Genomic DNA, 25760 nt, shown 5'->3' with positions numbered 1-25760 from the left:
CGTGGGTCAGGCGGCCACGCCGGCTGACCCACGAGAGCACCGGCCCACCCGGCTCGGCAACACGCTCTACGTGCGCAGCCGCGCCGCGGTTTCGGTGGCGGACGCCTGGATCGCGGCGCGGTCGACCCGGGTTGGTTCGGCATCCGCGACGACCTGCTCGCCTGCCACCCACACGTCGCGGACGCGGCGGGAACCGGCCGCCCACACGAGGTTCGACAGCAGGTGCTCGTCCGGTACGTCCAGGCCCGCGGCGAAGGCCGGATCGTCGAGATCCACGTGCACCAGGTCGGCCCAGCGGCCCGGTTCGAGCACGCCGAGGTCGGCGCGGCCGAGTGCGTCCGCACCGCCGCGGGTGGCCATCAGGAAGACGTCCGCCGCGGTCAGCACGGTGGAGTCGGCGGTGGCCAGCCGCGCCAGCATCGCGGTGAGCTGCAGCTCCTCCCACAGGTCGAGGTCGTCGTTCGACGCGGGACCGTCGGTGCCGAGCCCGATCGCGACGCCCGCCGCCCGCAGGTCCTTGATCCGCGCGATGCCCGAGGCCAGCTTCGCGTTCGAACCAGGGCAGTGCGCCATGCCGACCCCTCGCGCGGCGAACAGCGCAATGTCCTCATCGGACAGATGGACCGAGTGCGCGGCGAGTGTGCGCCCGGCGAACACTCCGAGCGAATCGAGCAGCTTCGGCACCGAACCGTGCTGCTCGCGCTGCTTGCGGTCTTCGTCCGCGGCCTCGGCGACGTGGATCTGCACGAGCGCGCCGCGCGCCGCGGCGGACTCGGCGGTGGCCCGGAGTCCGTCCGGGTTCAGCATGTACGCCGAATGCGGGCCGTAGCCGAGTTCGATCCGCTCGCCGGGGCCGAACCGCAGACCGTCGGCGTCGATCCACCGTTCGATGCTCTTCAGCGAACTCTGCCAGTCCATCCCCGGCAGCTCCATCACCGGCGGCGCCGCGAGCACCCGGCCACCGGTGCTCAGCACCGCGTCCACCAGCTGCTCGCCCTCGAAGTACATCTCCGCGCTGGTGGTCACGCCGTGCCGGAGCATCTCGACCGAACCGAGCAGCATGCCGGTGCGCACGTCCGCAGGCTTCAGCTTGGCCTCGGTCGGCCAGATGATCTCCCGCAACCAGCGCAACAGCGGCAGATCGCCACCCATCCCGCGCAGCAGCGTCATCGGGCTGTGCGCGTGCGTGTTGACCAGACCGGGCAGCAGGATCCCGGTCAGCCGGATGACCTCGCCGGTGAACTCCGGTGCGGCCGTCTCCGGTCCGGCGAAGGTGATCCGGCCGCCGTCGTCGACGTCCACGACGCCGGAACGCAGCACGGAACAGGACGGATCGGCGGGCAGGACGACCGGAGCGTGAAAACGGCTGGGCATGCCGAGAGATGGTACGGGCGCGACCTCGACGCCAGGTCAGCGGCAAGCCACCGCGGTGCTCAGTCGACCACGCCGCTGCGCCAGGCCCACGCCGCGATCTCCACCCGGTTGCGGGCACCGATCTTGGACTGCACGGACGCCAGATGCGTCTTCACCGTGGACAGCGACAGGTACAGCTCGCCGCCGATCTCCGTGTTCGTCAGTCCCCGCGCGGCGGCCTGCACCACGTCCAGCTCCCGCGCGGTCAACGGCTCCGCGGGGGCAGGGACGTCCGGTTTGGCCGCTTTTCCGTCGAAGTGCTTCAGCAGCCGCACGGTGATCTGCGGGGAGACGAGTGCGTCGCCGCGCTCCGCGGCACGCACGGCCTCGATCAGCAGCGCCGGTCCGGCGTCCTTGAGCAGGAAGCCGCTGGCCCCGTTGCGCAACGCGGTGTGCACGTATTCGTCCAGGTCGAACGTGGTGACCACGACGACCTTGAGCGGATCGGTGACCTCCGGCCCGGCGAGTTGCCTGGTCACCTCCAACCCGTCGAGGCCGGGCATCCGGATGTCGAGCAGGCACACGTCGGGGCGCAGCTCCCGTGCGCTGGTCACCGCGGACACGCCGTCCGCGACGTCCGCGACCACCTCGATGTCGTCCTGCGCGTCCAGGATCATGCGGAAGCCCATCCGCACCATTTCCTGGTCGTCTGCGATCAGTACCCGGATCACCCGTTCGTCTCCCCGTTCGGCTCGAGCGGCAGCCAAGCCTCGACCCGCCAGCCGCCGTCCGGCCCGCGTCCGGCCGAGAGGCGGCCGTGCAGCAGCGCGACGCGTTCGCGCATGCCGACCAGACCGTAGCCGCCCGATCCGCCGGCCGGACGGTGCGTCGGCTCGCGCCCGTCGTCCATCACCCGCAGATGCAGTTCTCCGTCGACGACCTCGGCGTGCACCAGTGCTTCGCTGGCGTCCGCCGCGTGCTTGCCGATGTTGGTCAGCGACTCCTGGATCAGCCGCAGCGCGGAGCGGCCCACCTCCTGCGGCAGGTCCGGCGGCAGATCGAGCCGCAATGACGTCGGCACCCCGTGGTTGCCCGCCTCGACCAGGCGGCGCAGGTCGGCGGCGAGGTCGGTGGTGGCCTGCTCGTTGAACTCGCTCGAACCGGCAGGCGCGTCCCCGCGCATGCTGCGGACCAGCCGGCGCATCGCGGCCAGCGCTTCCACCCCGGCGTCCTCGATGCGGCCCATCGCCTCGAGCGCGAGCTGCGGGTTCTTCTCCCCCATCATCCGCGCGGCCTGCGCCTGCACCACGATCCCGGTCACGTGGTGTGCGACCACGTCGTGCAGTTCGCGGGCCAGTGCCATCCGCTCGGAGGTCTGCGCGTCGGTGACCGCGGCCCTGACCACCTGCTGGCGTTCGGAATCCCGGGAACGCAGGAACAGCCCGATCGCGATGGCGAAGCCCAGCAGCAGCGAGGCGACCACCACCAGCACACCGATCGTCTGCGGATCGGTGAGCAGATGGAATCCCGGGCGGTCGAAGTTCAGCAGGACCGATACCGCGACCGCCCCGGACAGCGCGACGATCCGCGACCACGCCTTCGGCAGTGGCGTCGCACGGACCAGGTTCACCACCACGCCGAGCCCGGCCACCACCTGGCCGGGCGGGATCGCGGTGCCGGGCTGGTAGTGGTAGCCGAAGTGCAGCAACGGCATCACGAGCCCGGAAAGCAGGATCAGCCCGGCCACCGCGAGTGCGCCTTGTGCGGGTTTGCGCCGGGAGAGCATCGCCGCGACCCCGGCGAGGATCGAGCAGAACAGGATCGGGAACGACCGCGCTCCGGCGTCGTAGCCGACGCTGAACTCGACGATCAGGGCGAACCCGAGCATGATCAGCAGCGGCCACTGGCCCATCGCCAGATCGTTGATCCGGCGCAGTACCCGCGCCCCCTCCTCGCTACGCGGGGTGCGCGTCGGCCGCGGCCGTCCGATCACCCCGGTCAGCACTGCGCCGGCGAGCAGCACGAAGCCGAACACTATCGACTGCACGATCGGGGTGGCGGAGATCCGGTGGCCGGGGGCCCGGCCGAACACCGCGATCAAGGTCGCCACCACCAGCGTGGAGATCGTGCAGAACGCCGCACCGAAGCGCACCCGGCGGGCCGCGAAGTAGACCATCTCGACCCCGGCCACCACCTCGGTGATGGACAGGTTGGCGAGCACGCTCGAATACGCGGGCACCCCGAAGTAGCGGATGAACAGCGTGCAGCCCACCAGCACCATGGCACCGGTCATACCTGCGACGGCCGCCCGCTTGCGGGCCCACAGCGCACACCCGGCCATCGCGAAGATGCCGGGGAACAGCCCGAAGTCCACGAACCGGCGGCCGATTTCGTCGAGGGCTGCGTTCGTCACGTAGACCAGGTCGAAGGCCAGCGCGGCGAGCAGCACCAGCATGGACGCGCCGACCCGGTTCACGAACTCGGTCGCGCGCGTCGAAAACGAAATCGGTGGTGGCTCGGACACACCGAAACGGTAGAGGATCGCCGTCCGTGCGCACCTTGGCCAGGTGGTTGCACCCCCATCGGCCGATCGGCCGACCCCCCGGCAACGCGGACCGGCCGTCTGCCCGAAGTGGCCGCTCGCCCGGTTCGGCGAAGCTGTTGCCAACGCAGTCGGAGATCGAACAGGGAGAGAGCTCTCGGATGAGCAATCCACAATGGAGCGCAGGACCGGTGCTCGCCGGGCGCGGACTGGTGAAGCGCTACGGCGAGCAGTACGCGCTCGCGGGCATCGACATCGATGTCCGGCCGGGTGAGGCGGTGGCCATCGTGGGCCCGTCCGGCTCCGGTAAGACCTCGCTGCTGCACGTGCTCGCCGGCATCCTTCGCGCCGACGGTGGGGAAATCCACTTGCAGGGCAGGCGAATCGACCAGCTCGGGGAGAAGAAGCGCAGTGAACTGCGGCGCACCGAGTTCGGGTTCGTCTTCCAGTCCGGGATGCTCGTGCAGGAGCTGACCGCCGAGGAGAACGTGGCGCTGCCGTCCTTGCTCGCCGGGCACACCCGGCGGGAATCCGTTGCCGCGGGCCGGGAATGGCTCGGCAGGCTCGGACTGGCGGGCAAGGAGGGCCGCCGTCCCGGTGAGCTTTCCGGTGGCGAGGCACAGCGCGTGGCGATCGCCCGTGCGCTGACCCACCGGCCGAAGGTGATCTTCGCCGACGAGCCGACCGGCGCGTTGGACACCCGCACCGGTGGCGAGACCATGAACGCACTGCTGGGTGCCGCACAGGAGTCCGGCGCCGCGGTGCTGGTCGTCACGCACGACCGGGAGCTGGCCGAATCGCTGCCCCGCACGGTGGCGATCCGCGACGGGCTGATCGCCACGAGGCAGCCGGCATGAACGCCTTCCAGCTCGCCCTGCGCGTGCTCCGCGTCGACCGGCGGACCCGCGCTTCGGCGATCCTCACCATGGTCGGGGTCGCGGTCGCGACCGGGCTGGTGCTGCTGCTGGCCGCGCTGCCGTTCGCCACGCAGGCCCGCGAGCAACGGGCGCAGTGGCAGGAGCCGTACGGCTACTCCGACGAGGGCAAGTCGAGCATGCTGGTCAACTCGGCCAAGGACTACTTCGACGGCAAGGAGATCGTGCGCGTCGACGTCGCGCTCACCGGCTCCGCCTCGGACCTGCACCTGCCTGCCGGTATTTCGAAGCTGCCGGGCCCCGGCGAGACACTCGTGTCGCCGGAACTGGGCAAACTGCTGAACACCGTGCCGGGCAACCAGCTCGGCGACCGGTTCGGCAAACCGGTCGATGCGCTTGGCGAACAGGCGTTGCGGTATCCGGAGCAGCTGGTCGCGCTCGTCGGGCACAGTCCGCAGGAGCTGCAGGGCAGCGGTGCGCACGCGCTGACCGGCGTGGCGGGCACGCCGGTCGCCGACTTCCCCGACGGGCAGGCGAAACCGGACGGGGTGCTCGCGCTGCTGGCCGGGGTCGGCATCGTCGTGTTGCTCGTGCCGAGCCTGGTACTGGTCGCCTCGTCGGCGAGGCTGACCGCGGCCCGGCGCGAACAGCGGCTGGCCGCACTCCGGCTGGCAGGCGCAACGCCGGGACAGGTGACCTCGATGGTGGCCGTGGAAACCGGACTGTCCGCCGGGGCCGGGGCACTGCTCGGCCTGCTGGTCAGCCCGGTTCTGCACGGACTGGCCACGTTCATCCCGTGGGCAGGCGGGACCTGGCTGGCTGCGGACTTCAGCCTGCCGGTCGGCCTGACCGTGGCGATCATGGTGGTCATCCCGGCGCTGGTGGTGCTGGCCGGGGTGCTCGGCCTGCGCCGGGTACTGCGCACGCCGCTGTTCGCCACCGGCGGGCACCAGGTGAAGCCGCTGCGCTGGTGGCGGCTGCTGGCGTTGCCCGCGGCGGGGTTGTTCTTCTTCACCGCGATCGTGACCGGCAGGCACTCGAGCGGCGGTGGGGAGATGGTGCTGTTCGGCCTGTTCCTCGTCGTGGCTTCGGCGATGGTGGTCGGTCCGTGGGTCACTTCGGCAGTCGGTGGCACCTTCGTGCGGATCTGGCGGCGGCCGTCGACCCTGTTGGCCGGGCGGCGGCTGCGTGAAGACCCGAAGGGCGCGTACCGGGCTTCGGCGGGCATTGTGCTTGCGGTGTTCGCCGGGTCGATGGCGCTGACCCTGTTGCCGTCCTTCGAGTCGCTCTCCGGTGGCGGTCGCCAGTACGTCGACTCCGCGCTGTACGCGGACGTCAGCCCGGAGAAGGCCGGCGCGATGGTCGAGCAGGCCAACAGCAAGCTGGCCCAGGACGGCGTGCAGGAACGGGCGGTCGCGGTGCCCACCGTGTACCTCTCGAAGGCTTCGGAAGGACAGCATCGGATCCAGCGGACGTACGTGATGACGTGTGCGGACGCGGCTCGGCTGACCCGGCTCGGCATCAGCGAAAAGGACTGCAAGCCTGATGTCGGCCTGTACGCACCGTACGAGTTCGACACCTCCCAGTACGTGGTGGAGGGCGACGCCGGGAACGACGCGGTCACGAAACCGCTCGGTTCGGTGCCAGTCGGTCGTTACACGCTGGATCAGGACGTCTACGCCTCGTACGTGATCGAACCGACGTCACTGCCTGCCGGTGTGCAGCCGATGGACGTCAGCATCGTGGTGCCGACCACCGACGCCGACCGTGAGATGGTGCGGACGGCCTTGGCCTCGGTGTCGGCCGGTTCGGAGATCGGCAGCCGCGACCAGCACCTGTACGACCAGCAGCAGACGCTCGGCGACCTGCGCCGGGTGACCGTGATCGGGCTGCTCGCGGCGGGGATCCTTGCCGGCTGCAGTGCGGCGGTCGCCACCGCGGGGGCGGTGATGGACCGGCGGCGCACGTTCGGCGCGCTGATCGCGGCAGGCACGCCGGTCCGGGTGCTCGCCAGGGCACTGCGCATGGAGGCCGCGCTGCCGTCACTGGTGGCCACGATCGGTGCCGGGGTGGTCGGGATCTTGGTCGGGCTCGGGTTGTTCAGCCTCTTCAGCGAAGGCGACATCACGCTCAGTCCGTGGGTCCTCGCACCGGTGGTGCTCGGTGTCGGGGTGGCCCTGCTCGGGGCCTCGGTCTGCACCCCCGCGCTCAAGCGCGTGCAGGCCGAACCGCTGAGCGACGAGTGATCGGTGCCCGCCCCGCGATCGGGGGCGGGACGGGCACCGAGGGGCGAGGGGGAGGAAGGGCCGTTGCCGGGGATGGGAACCCGGCAACGGCCCTTTACCGTTTCGGAGCCTTCGGAGCCTTCGGAGCCTTCGGAGCCTTCGGAGCCTTCGGAGCCTTCGGAGCTGCTCGGGCCGCTCGAGGCTGCAGCCGTTTCCGGACCGCAACGCCGCTTCCCGGGCCTCGGTACCTCCCGGTCAGTGCCTTTCAGACCGCTTCGCGAGCCTCGGCGCTGCTTCCCGGCTTCCGCCTTCCGGAGATCAGCGCTTCTCGAAGATCAGGTCGTGCGAGACGCGGCCTTCGGCGTCGGCGCGCTGTTCGAACTTCGTCACCGGACGCCACGGCGGGCGCGGGGCCCAGCCGCCGGGTTCCTCGGCGTACCGGTTGCGTAGTGCCTGCTCCGCGGAGCACACCTCGAGCATCTGCTCCGCGTAGTGCTCCCAGTCGGTGGCCAGGTGGAAGGTGCCGCCTGGGGCGAGCCGGGACGCCACGAGCGCGACGAACTCCGGCTGCACGATCCGCCGTTTGTGGTGGCGCTTCTTCGGCCACGGGTCCGGGAAGAACAGCCGCACACCGGACAGCGCGCCGGGGGCGACGTGTTCGGTCAGCAGCACCACCGCGTCGCCGTGCAGCAGCCGCAAGTTCGTCACGCCGAGCTTTTCCGCACGCAACATCAGCTGGCCGAGCCCGGGTTCGTAGACCTCCGCGGCCAGGTAGTTGAGTTCCGGCGCCGCGGCGGCCAGCTGCGAGGTGGTCTCCCCCATGCCGGAACCGATCTCCAGCAGTACCGGTGCCTCGCGGCCGAACCACTCCGTGAAGTCGACGGGTCCCGGCGGCAGTTCGGCGACCGTCCGGCCCAGCTGCGGCCAGTGCTCTTCCCACGCCCGCTGCTGGCCGACGGTCATCCGTCCGCCGCGGTTGACGTAGCTGACCACGCTGCGCAGCCGTGGCTGGTCCTCGTTTTCCACCCGGACAACATACTGTGGGCGCTTGGCGTGCCCAGCCGACCACACCGCGGCTGCGCGCGGATCGGCTGCCGCCTGCTTCCCTGCCGGATCGGTACGGGTCAGCGCACCGCTTCGAATTCCCCGAGCCGGGCGCGCAGACCGGACAGCCCGGACACCGCGATCGGCGCAGGCGTGCCGCTGGAATGCGCGGGCAGCACGTCGATCCAGCCGTCGTGCCGGTCGGTGTTCAGGACCGTGGTCGGGATGCTGTGGCCGGATTTGCCGCGTTCGGACGGCATGAACTCCCAGTACCCGGATTCGCCGTCCGCGGCCCACGGCACGAACTCCCAGCCCGGCCTGCGGGTGAGCAGTTGCGCGATGCGGTCCTCGATGCGGAATCCGAGCTCGCGCGATTCGAGCCGCCCGCCTGCCATCGCACGCAGCCACCACGGTGCGGGCAGCTGCTCGTCGGCCTGGCGTGCGCGCAGGTACAGCGTGAGCACCTCGGCTTCGGCCGCGCGGTGCACCCACGCCTGCCGCAGATCGCCCGGCCGCGTCGCGGGCAGCGCGAATCGGGGAAGCTCGATCGCCTGCGACCATTCGAGGTCGAGCATGGGTTCGAGCCGAGGTTGAAGATCCGCTTCGCTGCGGGCCACCGGAATGGCGCTGATGAGATCGTGACCAGCGTCCACCGTCAAGGTTCACCTCCGGAGAGCTGTGACGGGTTTGCGCTCTACCTTTGAATATTCAGGGCGTGGTGACAGTATGTCCGCTCGCTGTGAGAGAAGCCACACCTGCTTAACGTGGTCTTAATCCATTTGCCTGCGGTACAAGCGCATCCGCACGTGCAGCCTCAGGCGTCCCGGCGGTTCGCAGTGCCTGCCCCGGCGGCGAACAACGCGATGCAGATCGCCGCGAAATACGCGAGATATCCCCACGGGCCGAGAGGCGCCGACAGTTTCAGGGTGCTTCTGGTGAAATCTCCACCGGCGAACTGGGAAGCGGCGTAGAACGGCAGCCACTGGTAGATGTCGGCGCCGATCTTCGGAATCAGCAGTACGAGCCCCTCCACCAGCTGGGACCACACGAGCACGAGCGCCAGCGAAAGCGCGGTGCTGCGCAGCAGCAGCCCCACGCCGACGCCGAGCAGTCCGGTGAGCGCGAAGGTGACCGTCTGCCCGAACACCAGCCGCCAGTCCGCCGCGCTGTGCAAACCCAGGTCGGCCTCCGGCCGGACCAGCTGCGCCAGTCCCCACGAACCGGTCCCGGCCAGCAGCCCGAGCAGGGCGCACAGCAGCAGCACCACGGTGCCCTTGGCGAGCAGCGCGGGCACCCGGGTCGGCACCGCCTGGAAGGTGAGCTTCAGCGTGCCCCAGTTCGCGTCGGACGACGCGGCGAGCACCGCCAGCACCAGCGCGACGGTCCGGCCGTTGCCGGCGGCGAGCTGGGTGTTGCCGACGTCGGCAGGAACCGCGGTGCCGGCCAGTCCGAAGAACAGTGCGGTGAACCCGATCGGCACCAGCACCGAGAGTGCACTGCACCACCACGGCGCGCGGGTGCTGAAGAGCTTGATCCGTTCCGCCCGCAGCACGTTCACCGGGCACCTCCGCCGGTGAACTCGCCGGACTGGCCGGTCAGCTCCAGATACGCCTGCTCCAGCGAACCGGCGAGCGGGCTCAGCTCGTACAGGGTGGCACCCGCGGTGAACGCGAGCTCACCGATCCGTGCACTGTCCATTTCGGACACGTAAAACACATCGGGATCCTCGGTGAACACCACGCCACGTTCGGTGAGTGCGCGACGCAGCAGCTGCGGGTGCGGGGTGCGCACGCGGACCCCGCGGGAGGCCGCCCTTGCCACGAACTCGGCCATCGTGCCCTGGTAAGTGAGCTGTCCTCGGCCGATCACCACCAGGTCCTGCGCGGTTTGCTCCATCTCCGGCAGCAGATGGCTCGACACGAACACGGTCCGGCCTTCCGCGGCGAGCCCGTGCAGGAGGTGACGCACCCACTGCACGCCCTCCGGATCGAGGCCGTTGACCGGTTCGTCGAACAGCAGCACCCGTGGATCCCCCAGCAACGCGGTCGCGATGCCCAGCCGCTGCAGCATGCCGAGGGAGAACTGGCCCGCCCGTTTGCCCGCCACCTGGTCGAGTCCGACCAGCCGCAGCACCTCGCCGACCCGGCTTTCGGGCAGTCCGTTGGTCGCGGCGAGCCAGCGCAGGTGCGCACGGGCACTGCGGCCGGGATGCCGCCAGGTTGCGTCGAGCAGTGCGCCGACCGTCCGGAGTGGATCAGTCAGCTGCCGGTAGGGCCGCCCCTCGATGTGCGCGGTGCCCGCGGTCGGCGCGTCGAGCCCGAGCAGCAGCCGCATCGTGGTCGACTTGCCCGCCCCGTTCGGGCCGAGGAAGCCGGTGACCCGTCCGGCCTGCGCGGTGAACGTGAGGTCCCGCACCGCGACGGTGTCGCGGTAAGCCTTGGTGAGTCCGGTCGCTTCGAGCACGTTCGCCCCTCCCTCGCCGGGCGAACTCTACCGGCACGAAAAATCCGGGCCGCCCCCCGAATTGGCGACCCGGATCTTTCGTTCCCCTTTTCCCCGTGTTCCGCCGCTTCCGGTCCCCACCAGATGCCGGCGAAACGTTCCCTGTGGCGGGCTTGTTACGCGTCGCGCTTCTTCGCGACGCCGATCGCGATCACCAGCATCACCACGGCGAAGCCGGCGAAGTAGGCCAGTGACTCGCCCTGCGAGAGGACCGAGTCCGAGGCTGCCGAGCCCGGCGGAGCGGAGTTCGCCCCGTGCAGGAAATTGTCCGCGACGGTGAACGGCATCCAGTTGTGGATCTTCGAACCGACCTTCGGGATCACCTGCACGAGGTTCTCCACCGCCAGCACGTAGATCAGCAGCAGCGCGATCGCGCCGGCACTGTGGCGCACCAGCACGCCGACGCTCAGTGCGATCACCGCGGCGATCGCGAACAGCACGCCGACCCCCGCGACGTTGATCCAGTCCGCGGAAGTGCTCAGCCCCAGTCCGTCCTGCGGGCGGATGAGGTAGCAGACGCCCCACGCGCCGAACGCGCCGATCTCACCGATCACCAGTGATACCAGTGCGATCACCCCGGCCTTGGCCAGCAGCACCGAGGTCCGGTGCGGCACGGCCTGGAACGTGGTGCGGATGGTGCCGAAGCGGTACTCGGTGGTGACCGAGAGTGCGGCCAGCACCATGATCACGGCTACCCCGAACTGGTACCCGAACTGGGTGGAGCCGATGCTGATGGGATTGTCGTCCGACGAGGCGGCGGCGAGGATCGCGCCGAAGCCTGCGGTGAGGGCGATGGCGATGAAACCGCACCACCACGGCGAGCGGGTGGTGAACAGCTTGATGCGTTCGACCGCGAGCAAGTTCATGGGTTCTCTTCCGATGCGTGGGTGGTCAGCGGGCGGCCGGCGTTTCGAGACCGGTGTGGTACTGCACCGAGTCGCCGGTGATCTGCATGAAGGCCTGTTCGAGCGAGCCGGTCTGCGGACTCAGCTCGTGCAGCACGATGTTCGCCGCGGCCGCGATCTCGCCGATCTTCGCGCTGTCCATTCCGGACACGATGAGGGCCTCGCCCGAATCGACGACCTGCGCGCTCGCCTGTGCCAGCTGCTGGTGCAGTGCGGGCAGCTGCGGTGAGCGCACCTTCACCGTGTTGTCCGCGGCACGGGCCACGAACTCCTCGGTCGAGGACTGCGCGATGAGCTGGCCCTTGCCGATCACCACGAGCTCGCTCGCGGTCAGCGCCATTTCGGAAAGCAGGTGACTGGACACGAACACGGTGCGGCCCTCGTCGGCCAGCCGGTGCATGAACTGGCGGATCCAGAGGATGCCCTCCGGGTCGAGGCCGTTCACCGGTTCGTCGAACAGCAGCACCTCCGGGTCACCGAGCAGTGCACCCGCAATGCCGAGCCGCTGCGACATGCCCAGTGAGTAGCCCCCGGCGCGTTTGCCCGCCACGGTGGTGAGGCCGACGAGATCGAGCACCTCGTCCACCCGCTGCTTCGGGATCCGGTTGGACCGGGCCATCCACGTCAGGTGCGCGCGGGCGGAGCGGTTGGGGTGCACCCACTTCGCGTCGAGCAGCGCGCCGACGGTGCGCAGCGGATCCTTCAGATCGTGGTAGTGCTTGCCGCCGATGCGGACGTCCCCGGCGCTCGGGTTGTCCAACCCGAGCATCATCCGCATGGTGGTGGATTTGCCCGCCCCGTTCGGCCCGAGGAAGCCGGTGACCTTCCCGGTCGGCACGCTGAACGACAGGTTGTTCACCGCCAGCGTGTTCCCGTAACGTTTGGTGAGACCTGCTGCCTCGATCATCCTTGCTCCCTCGATGCGGTCGCTTACCGGTCACATCGTGACGGACCGGCCATGGTCCCCGCGTCATCCTGAGGGCCGAACTCCATGCACGACCTGAGTAGTACCCAACCGGGTTACCTGGTGGAGCACGATCGGTGAAAACCCTGAGCCGACCCTGAACTTCCCCGTAGCCCGGATGTGCCCGAGGCCGTCCGAAGTGGAACGGGCCGGCCGATCTGTCCGAAGTGGAGCTCAGTCGAGGCCGGGCCGGGCGAGGCCGGTTTCGTAGGCGAGCACCACCGCTTGCACCCGATCGCGCAGGTCCAGCTTGGCCAGGATCCGCCCGACGTGCGTTTTCACCGTCGCCTCGGACAGGAACAGCGCTTCGGCGATCTCCAGGTTCGACAGGCCCTTCGCGATGAGCACGAGCACCTCGCGTTCCCGGTCGGTCAGCACCTCGAGTTCACCGGCGTCCCGCACCGGGGAACCACCGGCGCCGACGAAGCGGTCAAGCAGCCGGCGGGTGACCGACGGGGAAACCACTGCGTCCCCCGCGGCGACCGAGCGCAGCGCGGCGACGAGGTGATCCGGCTGGGTGTCCTTGAGCAGGAAGCCGGAGGCACCGCCCTGCAGTGCGGCGTACACGTACTCGTCGAGGTCGAAGGTGGTCATCACCAGCACGCGCGCGGTGCCTGCCGCGACGATGCGCTTGGTCGCCTCGACCCCGTCGAGCACCGGCATCCGCACGTCCATCAGCACGACATCCGGCCGTAGCTCGTCGGCCATCCGCACCGCCTGCGCGCCGTCCCCTGCCTCGCCGACCACATCGAGGTCGGATTGCGCGCCGAGCACCATCCGGAACCCGACGCGCATCAGTTCCTGGTCGTCGACGATCACTACTCGGATCACGTGTTCAACCTAGCCGGGAGCATCGCGTGCACCTGCCACCCGCCACCGGGTGCCGGGCCGACCTCCAACGTTCCGCCGTACACGTTCGCCCGTTCCCGCATCCCGATCAACCCGTTCCCGCCTGCCACCTGCAACCGTGGCGGCCGGCTCTTCGCCGCCACGCTGACCTGCTCCAGCTGCCGGGCCCGGCCCGCGCCGTCGTCGCGGACCAGGACCTCGACCAGATCATCGGTGCGGTGCACGCGTACCTGTGCCCGCGCGCCGACGCCGGCGTGCTTGAGCGTGTTGGTGAGCGATTCCTGCACGATCCGGTAGATCCCGAGTGACACCCCGGTGGGCAGGATGCCGAGGTCGTCGTCCAGTTCCAGGGCCACCGGCACCCCCGAGGAACGCATCCGTTCGACGAGATCCGACAGTGCGTTCGCGTCCGGCTGCGGTACCCGGGGCTCCCCGTCGCCCTGGTCGCCGCGCAGCACCTCCAGCAGCCGTCGCAGCTCGGCGAGCGCGCCGCGGCCGGTCTCGGAGATCGTCTGCAGCGCCCGTTCGGCCAGCTCCGGATTGGCCGACAGGGCGAGTTTCGCGCCGTCCGCCTGCACCACCATCACGCTGACCGAATGCGCGACCACGTCGTGCAGCTCCCGCGCGATCCGTCCGCGTTCTTCGGCGACCGCGATGCGGGTGGCCTGGTCTCGTTCGGCCTCCAGCAGGTGCAGCCGGGCCTCCACTTCGCTGTGGTAGGCGCGGCGGGCGCCCATGAACTCGCCGAGCGTCCAGAACAGCGCGAGACCGAGCACGGCGAACACCGCGTTGCCGATGGTCTGCTGGTCCTGGTCGGTCAGCGTGCCCACCGCGGTCATCAGCACAAGTGCACCGACGTAGATCAGCCCCTGCTTGCGCCCGACGTAGACCACGACCGAGTAGAGGCTCAGCCCCATCGCCGCGGCGCCGGCGAAGCCGAGGTTCAGTTCGCCGTGCGCGATGGCGGCCACGTACACGACGTAGGCCGAGACGAGGGGCCGCTTGCGGCGGAAGGCCAGCGGCACGGTGACCGCGAGATCGACCGGGATCGCGACGTACCAGGGTGGCATCGTCGGTTGCTCCGGCATCGCCCGGTTGCTGACGAACAGCAGGAAGTCGACCAGCAACAGCAGTGCCGCGATCAGCGTGTCCCCGGCCATCGGGTGGGCACGCATCCACAGACTCAGCCGTCGCACCGGTCAACAGTAGGTCGGCTCGGAGCCGGCCGCGTCGCCCTCGGGTAGCACCTTCGGTGCGACCGAAGGATGACCGGCATGGCACGATTCGTCCGCGGGCGGGCAGACACGAGCCGAAGGGGAGGCGGGCAGTGACGGCAGCAGCGGACCAGGGGCGCTACGCAGGTCCGCTGTCGGCTTCGGTGGCCGCGTTGTGCAACCGGCTGCGCTCACAGGTCTCGCCGCGCACCGCGGCCGGCTTCACCGAGGTGCTGCGCCGGCTCGGCGCGCCACTGCAGGTCGCCGTCGCCGGGCGGATCAAATCGGGGAAGTCGACACTGGTCAACGCGCTGATCGGGCGACGGGTGGCACCCACCGACGTCGGCGAGTGCACGCGGCTGGTCACCCGGTTCCAGTACGGCACCGTCGACCGGGTCGAGGTGGTGTTCCTCGACGGCCGCAAGCAGGTACTGCCGTTCGCCGCCGACGGGTCGATCCCGGCCGAGCTGGGGGTGGACATCAGCGAGGTCTCGCACCTGGAGGCGTACCTGACCCACGCCGTGCTCCAGGACATGACGGTGATCGACACCCCCGGGCTCGGCTCGCTCGACGCGGCATCGGTGTCGCGGACCGAGCAGCTGCTTGGCGCCGCCGACCAGGACGAGGGCTCCGACGACCTCGACGACACCTCGCGCAACGCGGTCGCCGGTGCCGAGGCCGTGCTCTACGTGGTGACGCAGGGGGTGCGGGCCGACGACCAGCAGGCGCTGGCCGCGTTCACCGCCGCCACGGCGAGCCGCGAGGCGGGCCCGGTCAACGCGATCGCGGTGCTGAACAAGGCGGACACCATCGTCGCGGAAACCGTCGAAGGCGCCGAGGGCGACGTGTGGCAGGCCGCGCGGCTGCTTGCCCAGAAGCAGGCGAGCACGCTCAAACCGCGGGTCGCCGACGTACTGCCGGTGATCGGCCTGATCGCCGAGTCGGCCGAATCCGGCGGGTTCACCTCGGCCGACGCGGAGGCGTTGCGGCAGCTCGCCGGGCTCGACCCGGACGAGCTCGAGACCATGCTGGTTGCCGCCGACATCTTCACCAGCTGGGAATGCGACGTGCCGGCCGGGGTGCGGCTGCGGTTGCTGGAGAAGCTGGACCTGTTCGGTATCCGGTGCGCGGTGGACCGGCTCCGCGCCGAACCGGAGATCACCGCGGGAGCGCTGCGCCGCACGCTGCTCGACGCTTCCGGGCTCGACGCCGTGCGCAGGCGGCTGTCGGTGGTGTTCGCCGCCAGGGCGGACGGCATCAAGGCCGCGGCCGCACTCGCCTCGGTGACTGCGCTGGCACACTCGTCCGGCGATCCGGCCGAACGCCAGCGCGTGCACGACGCGATCGAGGTGCTGCTGGCCCGTCCGGAGGCACACCAGCTGCGGCTGCTGGAGGCGCTGACGCTGGTCGCCTCCGGTGCGGTCGAGATGCCCGACGACCTCACCGAGGAAGTGCTGCGGGTCGGCAGCAACGCCGATCTCGGTGCACAGCTCGGCCTGCCCGGCGCGAGCCGGCCGGAACTGGTGGCGCACGCGCTGGAACGCGCCGGATGGTGGCGTTCGTTCGCCTCCTTCGGGGCGACGCCTGCGCAAAGCCGGGTGGCGCACGTCGTGCACCGGGCCTATTTCCTGATTTGGCAACAGATCCGCGAGCAGTGACGAACCCTCGGTGCGGTCGCCGCGACGCGTAGGCTGGATTTCGTGCGGCTGGAGAACACCACCTCGTGGCGGGCGTACTGGGGGAGCGAGCACGAGATCGACGTGGCGCTCTACCTCCGGGACGTTCTCGCGCTGTCCGTTGCCGACGGGCAGCTGCTTCCTCCGGTGGAACCCGCGGTCCCGGTGCGGGTGCCACCCGCCATCGACCGTGCGGCGGTGCAGGCGCAGTGGCCGGGGTGGTGGAACGGGTTGCTGGAGTTCCTCCGGCAGCGTGGGGAAAGCCGACCGATGCGCCGCCGCACCGGCCCGGCGCCCGGGGACGGCTCCGCGATCGACCTCGCCGCACAGCATTTCGCCCCGGCCGCGGCGAGGCACTTCACCGCAGCCCGCCGTCCGGTCGCGTCCGCGTTCCACCGGCGGCAGATCGTCGCGGGTGACCGGCTCGGCCAGCTGGTCCGCGAAACCGAGGTGGAGCTGGGCCGCCGCGCCCGTCCGTTCCGGCTGTCCGTGCTGGAGATCCCGGTGGCAGGGCACGTCTGGCTGCGCACGGCGGAGCAGCAGCTGCTCGTGTCGTCGCGGTTCGCCGAGGACGTCCCGGCACTCGAACACGCCATGCGCGCGCTGATCAGGGAGCTCGCCTGAGTCGCGCGCACCGGCTTCGAGAAGACGACCACTGCGGACATCTGTCGTGCCGCGGGAATCAGCTCGGGCAGCCTGTTCCATTACTTCCCCGGCAAGCGGGCGGTGTTCGCCGGACTGGTCCGCCGAAATGACGACCGGATGCGCGCCGGACTGGCGGAACTCGTCGAACGGGGTACCCGGAAGGGCGGCCGGCACCGGTGCTGTCCGCGGCCGACGCGGCAACTGCTCGACCGGTTCCTCTGCCCGGTTGGCGCTCCGGTGCGTCCGGCTGGTGGAATCTCGGAGGACGAACGGGGGTGAGGGATGGCTGGCTCCGCCGACAGTGACGCGCCGACCGGTCAGATCGCGGCCGAGGACATCGCGCGGATCATCGCCGAAACGGACGGAACCGAGGACGGCTCGGCAGCGTCGGAACCCGATGTGGACGTCGTAGCTACTCCCGGTGATCTGGATCGCGCGCTGGCCGACCGGCAGGCGCTCATCCAGCTGTGCCTCTACGCGCTGGACCGCGCCCGCAGCAATGGCGTGGTGGAGCGGCTGGAACAAGGGCTGGCCGGAATCGGGGTGACCGCACTGCGCCCGGACGGCGAGCGGTTCGATCCGGCCCGGCACGAAGCGGGCGGTGCCGTTGCCACCGATGATCCGGAGCTCGACGGCGTGGTCGCGGAGACCGAGGTGATCGGTTTCGCCGATCACGAACGGCTGCTGCGCGCGCCGATCGTCACTGTGTACGCGAAGCGGGCGACGTGACCGCTCCGAGCTTCCCCGCCCAGGTCCAGGCTGCCCGCGAGCAGCTGCTCGAGGTGGTCCGCGAGATCGATCCGGCGGCCGCGAAGTGGGTTGCCGACGTGCGGCGGGCCCGTTCGGAGAAGCCGTCGGTGGTCGTGGTCGGGGAAACCAACCGGGGCAAGAGCTCACTGGTCAACGCCCTGCTCGGGAGCCCGGGGCTGTCCCCGGTCGACGCCGACGTGGCGACCGCGACGTACCTGGTGTTCGAGCACGCGGCGCAGTGGGGTGCACAGGCCTGCTACCCCGGTCAGCACCCGTCGGTGCCCTTCGACCTCGGACAGCTGGTCGACTGGGTGTCCGCGGCGCATGAGCTGCCGCCGGGTCAGCTCCCGCCCCGCTACGTCGAGGTGTCCGGTCCGATTCCGCTGCTGGAACGGCTGAGCCTGGTGGACACCCCCGGCGTCGGCGGTCTCGATTCGCGGCACGGCACGCTGGCGAGGGAAGCCGCCGCGGAAGCGACCGCGCTGGTGTTCGTGGTCGACGCTTCGGCCCCGTTCACCAACACCGAGCTGCGGTTCCTGCGCGATGTCGCGGACCGGGTGGAGACTGTGGTCTTCGTGCTGGCCAAGACCGACGCGTTCCGCGGCTGGCGGGAGATCCTGGACGCGAACCGGCGGTTGCTCGCCGAGCACGCGCCGCGGTTCGCCGATGCGCCGTTCCACCCGGTGTCGGCGCGGGTGTTCGAGACCGCGGCGAAGGCCCCGAACGAGCGGGTGGCCACGATGCTGCGGGAGAAGTCCGGGATCGCGGACGTGCAGGTGGCACTGCAGGAGCTGCTGGTCGGCCGGTCGATCATGCTCAACGAGGCCAATACCCTGCGTGCGCTTTCCAGTGCGCTGGCCGAGATCAAGGCGAACCTGCAGGCGGAGAGCCGGGCGCTGTCCGCGGGCGAGGCCGAGGCCGAGCAGCTGCGGGAACGGCGGGACCACCTGCAGGCCGAACGCCGCACGTCCACCCGCGGCTGGCAGCTGCGGTTGCGTGGCGAGATCCAGCGCACGCGGGTCGAGGTCGGGCACGAGAGCAGCCGCGAGATGCGGGACGCACAGACGCACTTCCGCCAGCGCATCGAGGTCGCGAAGCGCGACGACCTCGCCGCGCTGCCGCAGGAGGTCGACCTGACGCTGCAGACCACGTCGCAGCAGATCTCGATGCAGCTCTCGCAGCGGCTCAACCAGGTCACGAACGTCGCGCTCGCGGAGTTGTTCTCGGCCGAGGAGCTGGACGTGATCCGCGGCCAGTTCGCCAGGGCAGGCGGACCACCCGTGGTGCTGCGTCCGCCGGACAAGAAGCCCTCCACCGCCGAGGACAAACTCCTCGTGTTCATGGGCATTTCCGGCGGGGTCGGCGCGGGCAAGCTGGCCGCACTGCCGCTGGCGGGCGTCGCACTGCTGAACCCGGTGGTCCTCCCGGCGACGATCGTGATCGGCCTCGGCGCCGGCTGGTGGATGGCGCGCACCCGCAAGCAGGCGGCGGACAAACAGCATCTGAAGCAGTGGCTGGTCGAGGCCATCGCGGACGCCCGCGCCACCCTCGACCAGCTGGTCGCCGAACAACTCATCGAAGCAGAACAGCAGCTGTCCCTCGCACTGGACGAGGCACTCGGCCGTCGGATCGAAGCCATCGAGGCGGAGCTGAAGCAGGTCGACCAGACGATCAAGATGGGCGCACAGGAGCGGGCGAAGAAGATCGCGGTGGTCTCGAAACGGCTGAAGGAAATCACCGAGGGCCACGCGAAGACCGAAACACTCCTTTCGCGGATCCGGTCGCTGCGTGACCGAGCCTGACCTCCGCTGCTGCTGCCCGCCGGACCGGCAGTCGTTGATCAGCTTGTGGACGGGAACCGAACCGGCCTAACGTGAGTCATACCGTGCGACAAGCGCAGACCGGCCGTACCAAAAGGGGGCACCACCCATGTGGGTCGACGAGAGCGGCGGGACCGACGCCACCGGGCCCGAAGCCATGACCGTGCACGTCGAGGGCCAGGACTACCAGGCCGAGGTCAACTACGACATCGACCAGGACGGGGTCTCCGACACCGCACTCGTGGAGCACGACGACGGCACCGCGCAGGCCTTCCTCGACAGTGACCACGACGGCACCGCCGACCAGTACGCGGTGCTGGACTCGAGCGGGCACGTCGTGGACCAGGCGGTGTACGACGAGGCCAGCGGCGCATGGGTCGAATCGGGCGACGGACACTCCGACGGCACCGACCCGGACTCCCAGGACACCTCGACCGCAGGGCACATCCACGCCGACCTGCCCGACGGTGGGGTCGACGCCGGTGTCGCCACCGTCGACACCGACCACGACGGGCACAACGACACCGCCATCGTCGATTCGGAGTCCGGCGGCACCATCGCCTTCACCGACGCGGACGGCGACGGCGAGGCGGACATCGCGGTCGAGATCGGCTCGGACGGCAGCACCACCACCTACGAGCACACCGGCACCGGCGAGTGGACCGAGACGACCGGCGCCCCGAACCAGGCACTCGACCCAGCCGCCGACTCGGCCTGGGGCGGCGAGGGCACCCAACTGCTCAACGGCGTCGCCCGGATCGACTCGGGCACCGGCCAGTGGATCAGCCCGAACTGAACCACGCGGGTACCGGCTGCCGGACCGGTTTCGGCTGAGCCGCGTGGGTGCTGGCCATCCGGATTGGTTTCGGCTGAACCACGCGGGTACCGGCTGCCGGACCGGTTTCGGTTGGGCCGCGTGGGTGTTGGCCACGCGGATCGGTTTCGGCTGAGCCGTGCGATGGCCATCCGGATCAGCTTCGGCTGAACCACGCGGGTACTTGCCATCCGGACCGGTTTCGGCTGAGCCGCGTGGGTGCTGGCCACGCGGATCGGTTTCGGCTGAACCGTGCGGGTACTGGCTGCCGGATTGGCTTCGATTGAGCCGTGCGGGTGCTGGCCAACCCGGGTCGGCTTCGGCTGAACCGTGCTCGGGCACTGGGTACCGGGTCGGCTACTCGGGCACGGGCCACCGGATTGACCTGAACCGAGCTGCTCGCGGGGCCGGCTCCGGTTGATCCGGGTGGGCGTTGCCTACCGGATCGGCCCGAACCGAACCGCTTGGGCCGGTCGCGGTTGACCTGTTCCGATCGGCCTCATCGGGACCGGGCTGTAACTCACGTCACAACAGGGGTCCGGCACTCGCCGGGCCCCTGTTCGTCTCTGCCGTCCGGGCATTGGTCACGAATGCGGCGCGGGCCACCCGGAAAGATTTCCGGCGATGGACCGTTCCGGTGAAACTGAATCGATTCCCTTATCGTTCTTGTGAGAGAACCGACAGGTCAGCTCTCGGTTACCTGCCGGTCATCCGGCTACAGTCGGGGAATCCCAAAAACCGCACACCGGTCCGCCGCCGGTGTGCGAAGCCATTCGGTCGCCGGCAATGAGGCCCGCACCAAGAACATCTTGTCGTTCGCGGTGTGGGCTCTTTTGTCGTCGGAGTCAGGAGTAGAGATGACCGCAGTCGCCATCCCCGGACTGGACAGCGCACCGACGACGCACACCGGCGTGCTGTCCTGGGTCCGGGAGGTCGCCGAGCTGACCACCCCGGACCGCGTGGTGTGGGTCGACGGGTCCGACGAAGAGGCCGCCCGGATCAACGAGGAGCTCGTCGAGGCGGGCACTTTCGTCAAGTTGAAGGCGAAGCCGAACTCCTACTGGGCCACTTCGGACCCCGGCGACGTCGCACGGGTCGAGGACCGCACCTTCATCTGCGCGCAGCGCCCCGAGGACGCGGGTCCCACCAACAACTGGGTGGACCCGGCCGAGATGAAGGCCACCATGACCGAGCTGTACCGCGGCTGTATGCGCGGCCGCACGATGTACGTGATCCCGTTCTGCATGGGTCCGCTCGGCGACGAGAATCCCAAGCTGGGTTTGGAAATCACCGACTTCGCCTACGTCGTGGCGTCGATGCGCGTGATGACCCGCGCCGGCAAGGCCGCGCTGGACAAGTTCGTCACGGCCGAGGGCACCGAGCGGGAATTCGTGCCCGCACTGCACTCCGTCGGCGCGCCGCTGGAGCCGGGCCAGCAGGACGTCGCCTGGCCGTGCAGCGACACGAAGTACATTTCGCACTTCCCCGAGGAGCGCGCGATCTGGAGCTACGGCTCTGGCTACGGCGGAAACTCGTTGCTGGGCAAGAAATGCTACTCGCTGCGGATCGCATCGGTGATGGCGCGCGACGAGGGCTGGCTCGCCGAGCACATGCTGATCCTCAAGCTGATCTCACCGGAGGACAAGGTCCACTACGTCGCGGCGGCGTTCCCGAGCGCCTGCGGCAAGACCAACCTCGCCATGCTCCAGCCGACGATTCCGGGCTGGCGCGCGGAAACCCTCGGCGACGACATCGCGTGGATGCGGTTCGGCGAGGACGGCAGGCTGTACGCGGTGAACCCGGAGTTCGGTTTCTTCGGCGTCGCGCCGGGCACGGACTACCACACCAACCCGAACGCCATGCGCACCATCGAAAAGGGCAACACGGTCTTCACCAACGTTGCGCTCACCGACGAGGGCGACATCTGGTGGGAGGGCATGGAGAACAAGCCCGAGCACGCCATTTCGTGGAAGCACCAGGACTGGACGCCGGACTCCGAGGAGAAGGCCGCGCACCCGAACTCGCGGTACTGCACGCCGATGTCGCAGTGCCCGATCCTGGCGCCGGAGTGGGACGACCCGAAGGGCGTGCCGATTTCGGCGATCCTGTTCGGCGGGCGGCGCAAGACCACGGTGCCGCTGGTGAACGAGGCCCGCGACTGGCAGCACGGGGTCTTCATGGGCGCCACCATGTCGTCGGAGACCACGGCCGCGGCCGCGGGCGCGGTCGGCAACGTGCGGCGCGATCCGATGGCGATGCTGCCGTTCCTCGGCTACCACGCCGGTGACTACTTCAAGCACTGGCTGGACCTCGGCAAGAACGCCGACGCGAACAAGCTGCCGAAGATCTTCTACGTCAACTGGTTCCGCCGCGGCGACGACGGCCGGTTCCTGTGGCCGGGCTTCAGCGAGAACTCGCGCGTGCTCAAGTGGGTGCTCGAGCGCGTCGAGGGCAAGGGCAACGCCACCGAGACGCCGATCGGGTACGTGCCCAGCGCCGCGGACCTCGACCTGGACGGCCTGTCCGAGCCGGCCGAGGACATCGATGCCGCGCTGGCCGTGCACCCCGAGGAGTGGCGGGCCGAGCTGCCGCTGATCGAGGAGTGGTTCGAGAAGATCGGCGAGGTGCCGACCTCGCTGCGGGACGAGCTGGACGCGCTGGCCCACCGGCTGGGCTGACGTCGAAGTGTCCGAAGGGGACGTTCGTGCCGATCGGCACGAACGTCCCCTTCGTCGCGCCGGGCCACGGAATTCGTCGGTGGCTGCCGGTAGCGTGGGCGCATGACGATTTCGCAGTCGCGGGCCTTCCGCTTCGGCGTCAACCTGACGCTGCCGGGCACGCGCGAGGCATGGGTGGCGAAGTGCCGCCGGGTCGAAGAACTCGGGTACGACGTGCTTGGCGCTGCCGACCACCTCGGCATGGCGCCGCCGTTGCCCGCGCTCGTGCTGGCCGGTTCGGTCACCGAGCGGATCCGGCTCAACACTTTCGTGCTCAACACACCGTTCTACAACCCGGCGTTGCTCGCGCGGGAGGTCGCGGGCACCGACCAGTTCGTCGGCGGGCGGCTGGAGCTGGGACTCGGCGCCGGGTACGTGAAGGAGGAGTTCGAGGCGGCGGGGATGCCGTTCCCGCGCGCGGGCGAGCGGGTGGACCACCTCGAACGCACGATCAAGGAGCTCAAACGGCTCTACGCCGACTCCGGGTACGAGCCGAAACCCGCGCAGCACGGCGGTCCTCCGCTGCTGATGGCAGGCAGCGGCGACCGGTCGCTCACACTGGCCGCCGAGCACGCCTCGGTGATCGCGTTCACCGGCACCGCCAAGTACGCCGACGGAGTACCGATGACGCCGGCGAGTGCCGAGGACATCGAGGAACGCACCCGGTTCGTCACCGCGCGGCTGGGGGCGCGCGAGGTCGAGTTCAACCTGCTCGTGCACTTCCCGCAGGTGACCGACGACCGGGAGCGGGCGCTCGAAGAGCTGCACCAGCGGATCGGTGGCGCACTCACGGTGGAGCAGCTCGCGAGTACCCCGGCAGCGCTGGTCGGCACCCCGGAGGAGATCGCCGAGCAGCTGCTGGCGCACCGCGACCGGTTCGGCATCAGTTACTACACGATCATCGAGCCGTACCTCGAATCGTTCGCGCCGGTGCTGGAGGTGTTGCGCGGCCGATGATCGACGCGCGTGGGCTCGGCGTGCGGGCCGGTGACCTGTGGTTGCTCGACGACCTGGACTTCTCCGTCGACCCGGGCGAATGCGCGGTGCTGGTCGGCCCCAACGGGGTCGGCAAATCGACCCTGTTGCGGTGTCTTTACGGTATGCAGGAGCCGCAGCGCGGCCGGGTGCGGATCGACGGCGCGAAGCCGGACGAACGCAGTGTTTCCTTCCGCCGCAAGGTGTCCGTGCTGTTCGACGACTCCGACTTCTTCGCCGAACTCACCCCGTGGCAGCACCTGGAACTGCTGGCCGGTTCGTTCGGCGAGGACCTCGGTGACTTCGACACGCTGCTGTCCGACGCCGGGCTCGCCGACCGGGCCAGGGTCACCGCAGGGCACTTCTCTGCCGGGCAGCGGCGCCGATTGCTGCTGCTCGGGGTCACCGCGCGGCCGCACCGCGTGCTGTTGCTCGACGAGCCGGAGCGGGCGCTGGACGTGGCAGGCAAGGAATGGCTGGTCGAGCTGATCGGGCGGTCCACCGCGGCGGGTGCCGCGGTGGTCGTGGCCACGCACCACCAGCCGCTGCTGGAGGCCGCGGACAGCGTGCTCGAACTGTGGTGAGCCTTGGTCTGCGGCCGCGGGTGCCCGGTCGCAAGCGGTTCGGCGGGGTGTTCAGCGGCGACAGCGCCACCTTCCTGCTGCTGTTCGGGGTCGGCTTCCTGTTCACCGCCTTCTTTCGCACCGACGCGTGGCATCGAGTCCTTTTCGGACCGTCCGCTGTGGACTTTCCGGCAGTGCTCGGCCTGGTCGTGCTGTGCTGCGCGGTGGGCTGGCGGAGCCTGCTGCGGCGCGGGTTCGTGTGGGCCGAGCCTGCCGAGCTGACCTGGATGGACTTCGCCCGCGTGGACCGGCGCCGGGTGGTCGCGGCACGGCTGGCCGGTGGGCTCAGCGGGTTCTTCGTGGTGATCGGCTACCTGGCGGCGTTGATGCTGGCTGTCGGCGGCGGTTCGCTCGACCAGTGGCGGGCCGCGGCAGCGGTCGTCGCGGGCAGTGTCGTGCTGGCGTTCACCACGGCCCGGCGCACCGCGTTTCCGGCCGAGGCGGTGGGTCCGCTGGTGCTGGCGGTCGTCGGGGTGGTGATTTCCGCGGTCCGGCTCGACGCGGCCACCGTGCAGTACGTTGGCGCCGCGTTCGCGTTGTGCGGGCTGGCGCTGGCCTTCGGCGGGCAGCCGGTCACCCGGGCAGGCCGCGCGGTGCTGCTCGAGGGCTGGAACGCTCGGGTGCTGCGGTCGGTCGCGGTCACGTTCCTCGATCCGATGATGATGCTGCCGGAGGCCGCGCCGTCGGGTTCGTGGTCGCTGCGCCGTCCCACGCCGTTGCGATTGGCCTGGGTGGGCGCGGTCGGCCGCTCGCGGTACGCGGGTGCGCTGCTGCTGGTGGCGGTGGCCGTCGCGGTGGGACACGTGGCCGTGCCGACCTTGCCGGGTCAGGTGCTCGTCGGCCTTGGCGCCTATCTGGCGCTGACCCCGTTCGGCGCCGGGCTTGGGGTGCTCTGGCGCAACCCGGGGCGACGGCGGTGGCTGGGTTCGTCGTCGCGGGAGCTGGTGATCGCGCACGGGGTGGTTCTGGCGGCGGTCGCGCTCGGCTGGTCCGCGCTGCTCGCGGTGGCGCTGCTGGCGGTGGGCACGTCGGTTTCGCCGTTGGCCTGGAGCACCGTGGTCCTGTCGGTGTTGTCCGTGCTGCGCACGGTCACCCGGGCACCGGTGGACTACAGCAGCGCCGGTTTCGTCGACACCCCGGCAGGCCCGATGCCGGCGAACCTGGTCCGTCAGCTGTTCCGCGGCCCGGATTTGCTTGCGGTCGGAATCCTGGTGCTCTCGCTGGTCGGCTGAACGAACGCCGCGGGGTTAGGCTCCGTGCCGACGAG

The 25760-nt window shown here is 70.0% G+C and carries 23 protein-coding genes; 12 read left to right on the top strand and 11 right to left on the bottom strand.

Features of this window, described 5'->3' with window-relative positions; translation table 11 throughout:
- Nucleotides 1–66: 66 nt before the first annotated feature.
- The 3 genes from ABD793_RS08380 to ABD793_RS08370 are packed head-to-tail and all read right to left on the bottom strand — an operon-like array spanning nucleotide 67 to nucleotide 3808.
- Complete coding sequence (locus ABD793_RS08380) at nucleotides 67–1374, bottom strand: amidohydrolase family protein (protein ID WP_344857245.1); 1308 nt, start codon at nucleotides 1372–1374, stop codon at nucleotides 67–69.
- Nucleotides 1375–1433: 59 nt separating this feature from the next.
- The gene (locus ABD793_RS08375) at nucleotides 1434–2084 is read right to left on the bottom strand and encodes a response regulator (RefSeq protein ID WP_344857242.1); all 651 of its coding nucleotides are present in this window, start codon (nucleotides 2082–2084) and stop codon (nucleotides 1434–1436) included.
- A complete protein-coding gene (locus ABD793_RS08370) occupies nucleotides 2081–3808 on the bottom strand; it encodes a sensor histidine kinase (RefSeq protein WP_344858081.1) in 1728 nt (575 codons plus the stop codon). The genes ABD793_RS08375 and ABD793_RS08370 overlap by 4 nt, the downstream gene beginning before the upstream one ends.
- 248 nt (nucleotides 3809–4056) lie before the next feature.
- Here ABD793_RS08370 and ABD793_RS08365 point away from each other — a divergent pair, with 248 nt between their 5' ends.
- Complete coding sequence (locus tag ABD793_RS08365; protein WP_344857238.1) at nucleotides 4057–4752, top strand: ABC transporter ATP-binding protein; 696 nt, start codon at nucleotides 4057–4059, stop codon at nucleotides 4750–4752.
- On the top strand, nucleotides 4749–7016 hold the full coding sequence (locus tag ABD793_RS08360) for an FtsX-like permease family protein (protein ID WP_344857236.1): 2268 nt from the start codon (nucleotides 4749–4751) through the stop codon (nucleotides 7014–7016). The genes ABD793_RS08365 and ABD793_RS08360 overlap by 4 nt, the downstream gene beginning before the upstream one ends.
- A gap of 297 nt (nucleotides 7017–7313) precedes the next feature.
- Here ABD793_RS08360 and trmB read toward each other — a convergent pair whose 3' ends face one another.
- The 8 genes from trmB to ABD793_RS08320 all read right to left on the bottom strand — a co-directional run bounded on the left by trmB (nucleotide 7314) and on the right by ABD793_RS08320 (nucleotide 14419).
- The gene (gene trmB / locus ABD793_RS08355) at nucleotides 7314–8021 is read right to left on the bottom strand and encodes a tRNA (guanosine(46)-N7)-methyltransferase TrmB (RefSeq protein ID WP_344857233.1); all 708 of its coding nucleotides are present in this window, start codon (nucleotides 8019–8021) and stop codon (nucleotides 7314–7316) included.
- 98 nt (nucleotides 8022–8119) lie between these two features.
- On the bottom strand, nucleotides 8120–8614 hold the full coding sequence (locus ABD793_RS08350) for a hypothetical protein (protein WP_344858079.1): 495 nt from the start codon (nucleotides 8612–8614) through the stop codon (nucleotides 8120–8122).
- A gap of 239 nt (nucleotides 8615–8853) precedes the next feature.
- Nucleotides 8854–9597: a hypothetical protein gene (locus tag ABD793_RS08345; RefSeq protein WP_344857231.1), complete on the bottom strand. Its 744-nt coding sequence runs from the start codon at nucleotides 9595–9597 to the stop codon at nucleotides 8854–8856.
- Entirely contained in the window at nucleotides 9594–10502 is a 909-nt protein-coding gene (locus ABD793_RS08340) for an ABC transporter ATP-binding protein (RefSeq protein WP_344857229.1), read from the bottom strand. Before ABD793_RS08340 ends, ABD793_RS08345 begins: the two co-directional genes overlap by 4 nt.
- A 155-nt stretch (nucleotides 10503–10657) precedes the next feature.
- Nucleotides 10658–11407 carry an ABC transporter permease gene (locus tag ABD793_RS08335; protein WP_344857227.1) on the bottom strand — a complete coding sequence of 250 codons (750 nt, stop codon included), beginning with the start codon at nucleotides 11405–11407 and terminating at the stop codon, nucleotides 10658–10660.
- Nucleotides 11408–11432: 25 nt separating this feature from the next.
- Complete coding sequence (locus ABD793_RS08330) at nucleotides 11433–12353, bottom strand: ABC transporter ATP-binding protein (RefSeq protein ID WP_344857224.1); 921 nt, start codon at nucleotides 12351–12353, stop codon at nucleotides 11433–11435.
- A 231-nt stretch (nucleotides 12354–12584) separates the two neighbouring features.
- Nucleotides 12585–13241: a response regulator gene (locus ABD793_RS08325; RefSeq protein ID WP_344857222.1), complete on the bottom strand. Its 657-nt coding sequence runs from the start codon at nucleotides 13239–13241 to the stop codon at nucleotides 12585–12587.
- Nucleotides 13238–14419, bottom strand: a complete 1182-nt coding sequence (locus ABD793_RS08320; protein WP_344858076.1) for a sensor histidine kinase — start codon at nucleotides 14417–14419, stop codon at nucleotides 13238–13240. The genes ABD793_RS08325 and ABD793_RS08320 overlap by 4 nt, the downstream gene beginning before the upstream one ends.
- Before the next feature lie 167 nt (nucleotides 14420–14586).
- Between ABD793_RS08320 and ABD793_RS08315 the strand changes: the two genes are divergently transcribed.
- The 10 genes from ABD793_RS08315 (at nucleotide 14587) to ABD793_RS08270 (ending at nucleotide 25725) form a co-directional block, all read left to right on the top strand.
- Complete coding sequence (locus tag ABD793_RS08315) at nucleotides 14587–16131, top strand: dynamin family protein (protein ID WP_344857219.1); 1545 nt, start codon at nucleotides 14587–14589, stop codon at nucleotides 16129–16131.
- A 42-nt stretch (nucleotides 16132–16173) separates the two neighbouring features.
- The gene (locus ABD793_RS08310; protein ID WP_344857217.1) at nucleotides 16174–16773 is read left to right on the top strand and encodes a hypothetical protein; all 600 of its coding nucleotides are present in this window, start codon (nucleotides 16174–16176) and stop codon (nucleotides 16771–16773) included.
- A gap of 39 nt (nucleotides 16774–16812) precedes the next feature.
- A complete protein-coding gene (locus tag ABD793_RS42655) occupies nucleotides 16813–17073 on the top strand; it encodes a TetR/AcrR family transcriptional regulator (protein ID WP_425548674.1) in 261 nt (86 codons plus the stop codon).
- A 3-nt stretch (nucleotides 17074–17076) separates the two neighbouring features.
- The gene (gene grpE, locus ABD793_RS08300) at nucleotides 17077–17523 is read left to right on the top strand and encodes a nucleotide exchange factor GrpE (protein WP_344857215.1); all 447 of its coding nucleotides are present in this window, start codon (nucleotides 17077–17079) and stop codon (nucleotides 17521–17523) included.
- Nucleotides 17520–19346 (top strand): dynamin family protein, encoded by a 1827-nt coding sequence (locus tag ABD793_RS08295; protein ID WP_344857213.1) that lies wholly within the window; start codon nucleotides 17520–17522, stop codon nucleotides 19344–19346. Before grpE ends, ABD793_RS08295 begins: the two co-directional genes overlap by 4 nt.
- A 127-nt stretch (nucleotides 19347–19473) precedes the next feature.
- Nucleotides 19474–20160 carry a hypothetical protein gene (locus tag ABD793_RS08290; protein ID WP_344857211.1) on the top strand — a complete coding sequence of 229 codons (687 nt, stop codon included), beginning with the start codon at nucleotides 19474–19476 and terminating at the stop codon, nucleotides 20158–20160.
- Between the two features lie 875 nt (nucleotides 20161–21035).
- Entirely contained in the window at nucleotides 21036–22856 is a 1821-nt protein-coding gene (locus ABD793_RS08285) for a phosphoenolpyruvate carboxykinase (GTP) (RefSeq protein WP_344857209.1), read from the top strand.
- Nucleotides 22857–22958: 102 nt separating this feature from the next.
- On the top strand, nucleotides 22959–23852 hold the full coding sequence (locus ABD793_RS08280; protein WP_344857206.1) for an LLM class F420-dependent oxidoreductase: 894 nt from the start codon (nucleotides 22959–22961) through the stop codon (nucleotides 23850–23852).
- On the top strand, nucleotides 23849–24454 hold the full coding sequence (locus ABD793_RS08275; RefSeq protein WP_344857204.1) for an ABC transporter ATP-binding protein: 606 nt from the start codon (nucleotides 23849–23851) through the stop codon (nucleotides 24452–24454). Before ABD793_RS08280 ends, ABD793_RS08275 begins: the two co-directional genes overlap by 4 nt.
- Nucleotides 24448–25725, top strand: a complete 1278-nt coding sequence (locus ABD793_RS08270; protein ID WP_344857202.1) for a DUF6297 family protein — start codon at nucleotides 24448–24450, stop codon at nucleotides 25723–25725. Before ABD793_RS08275 ends, ABD793_RS08270 begins: the two co-directional genes overlap by 7 nt.
- Nucleotides 25726–25760: the final 35 nt, after the last annotated feature.

The organism is Amycolatopsis ultiminotia (genome assembly GCF_039536925.1).
GTDB lineage: Bacteria > Actinomycetota > Actinomycetes > Mycobacteriales > Pseudonocardiaceae > Amycolatopsis > Amycolatopsis ultiminotia.
Note: the sequence above shows the minus strand (reverse complement) of the source record. Positions and strands in the feature narration are given on the sequence as shown.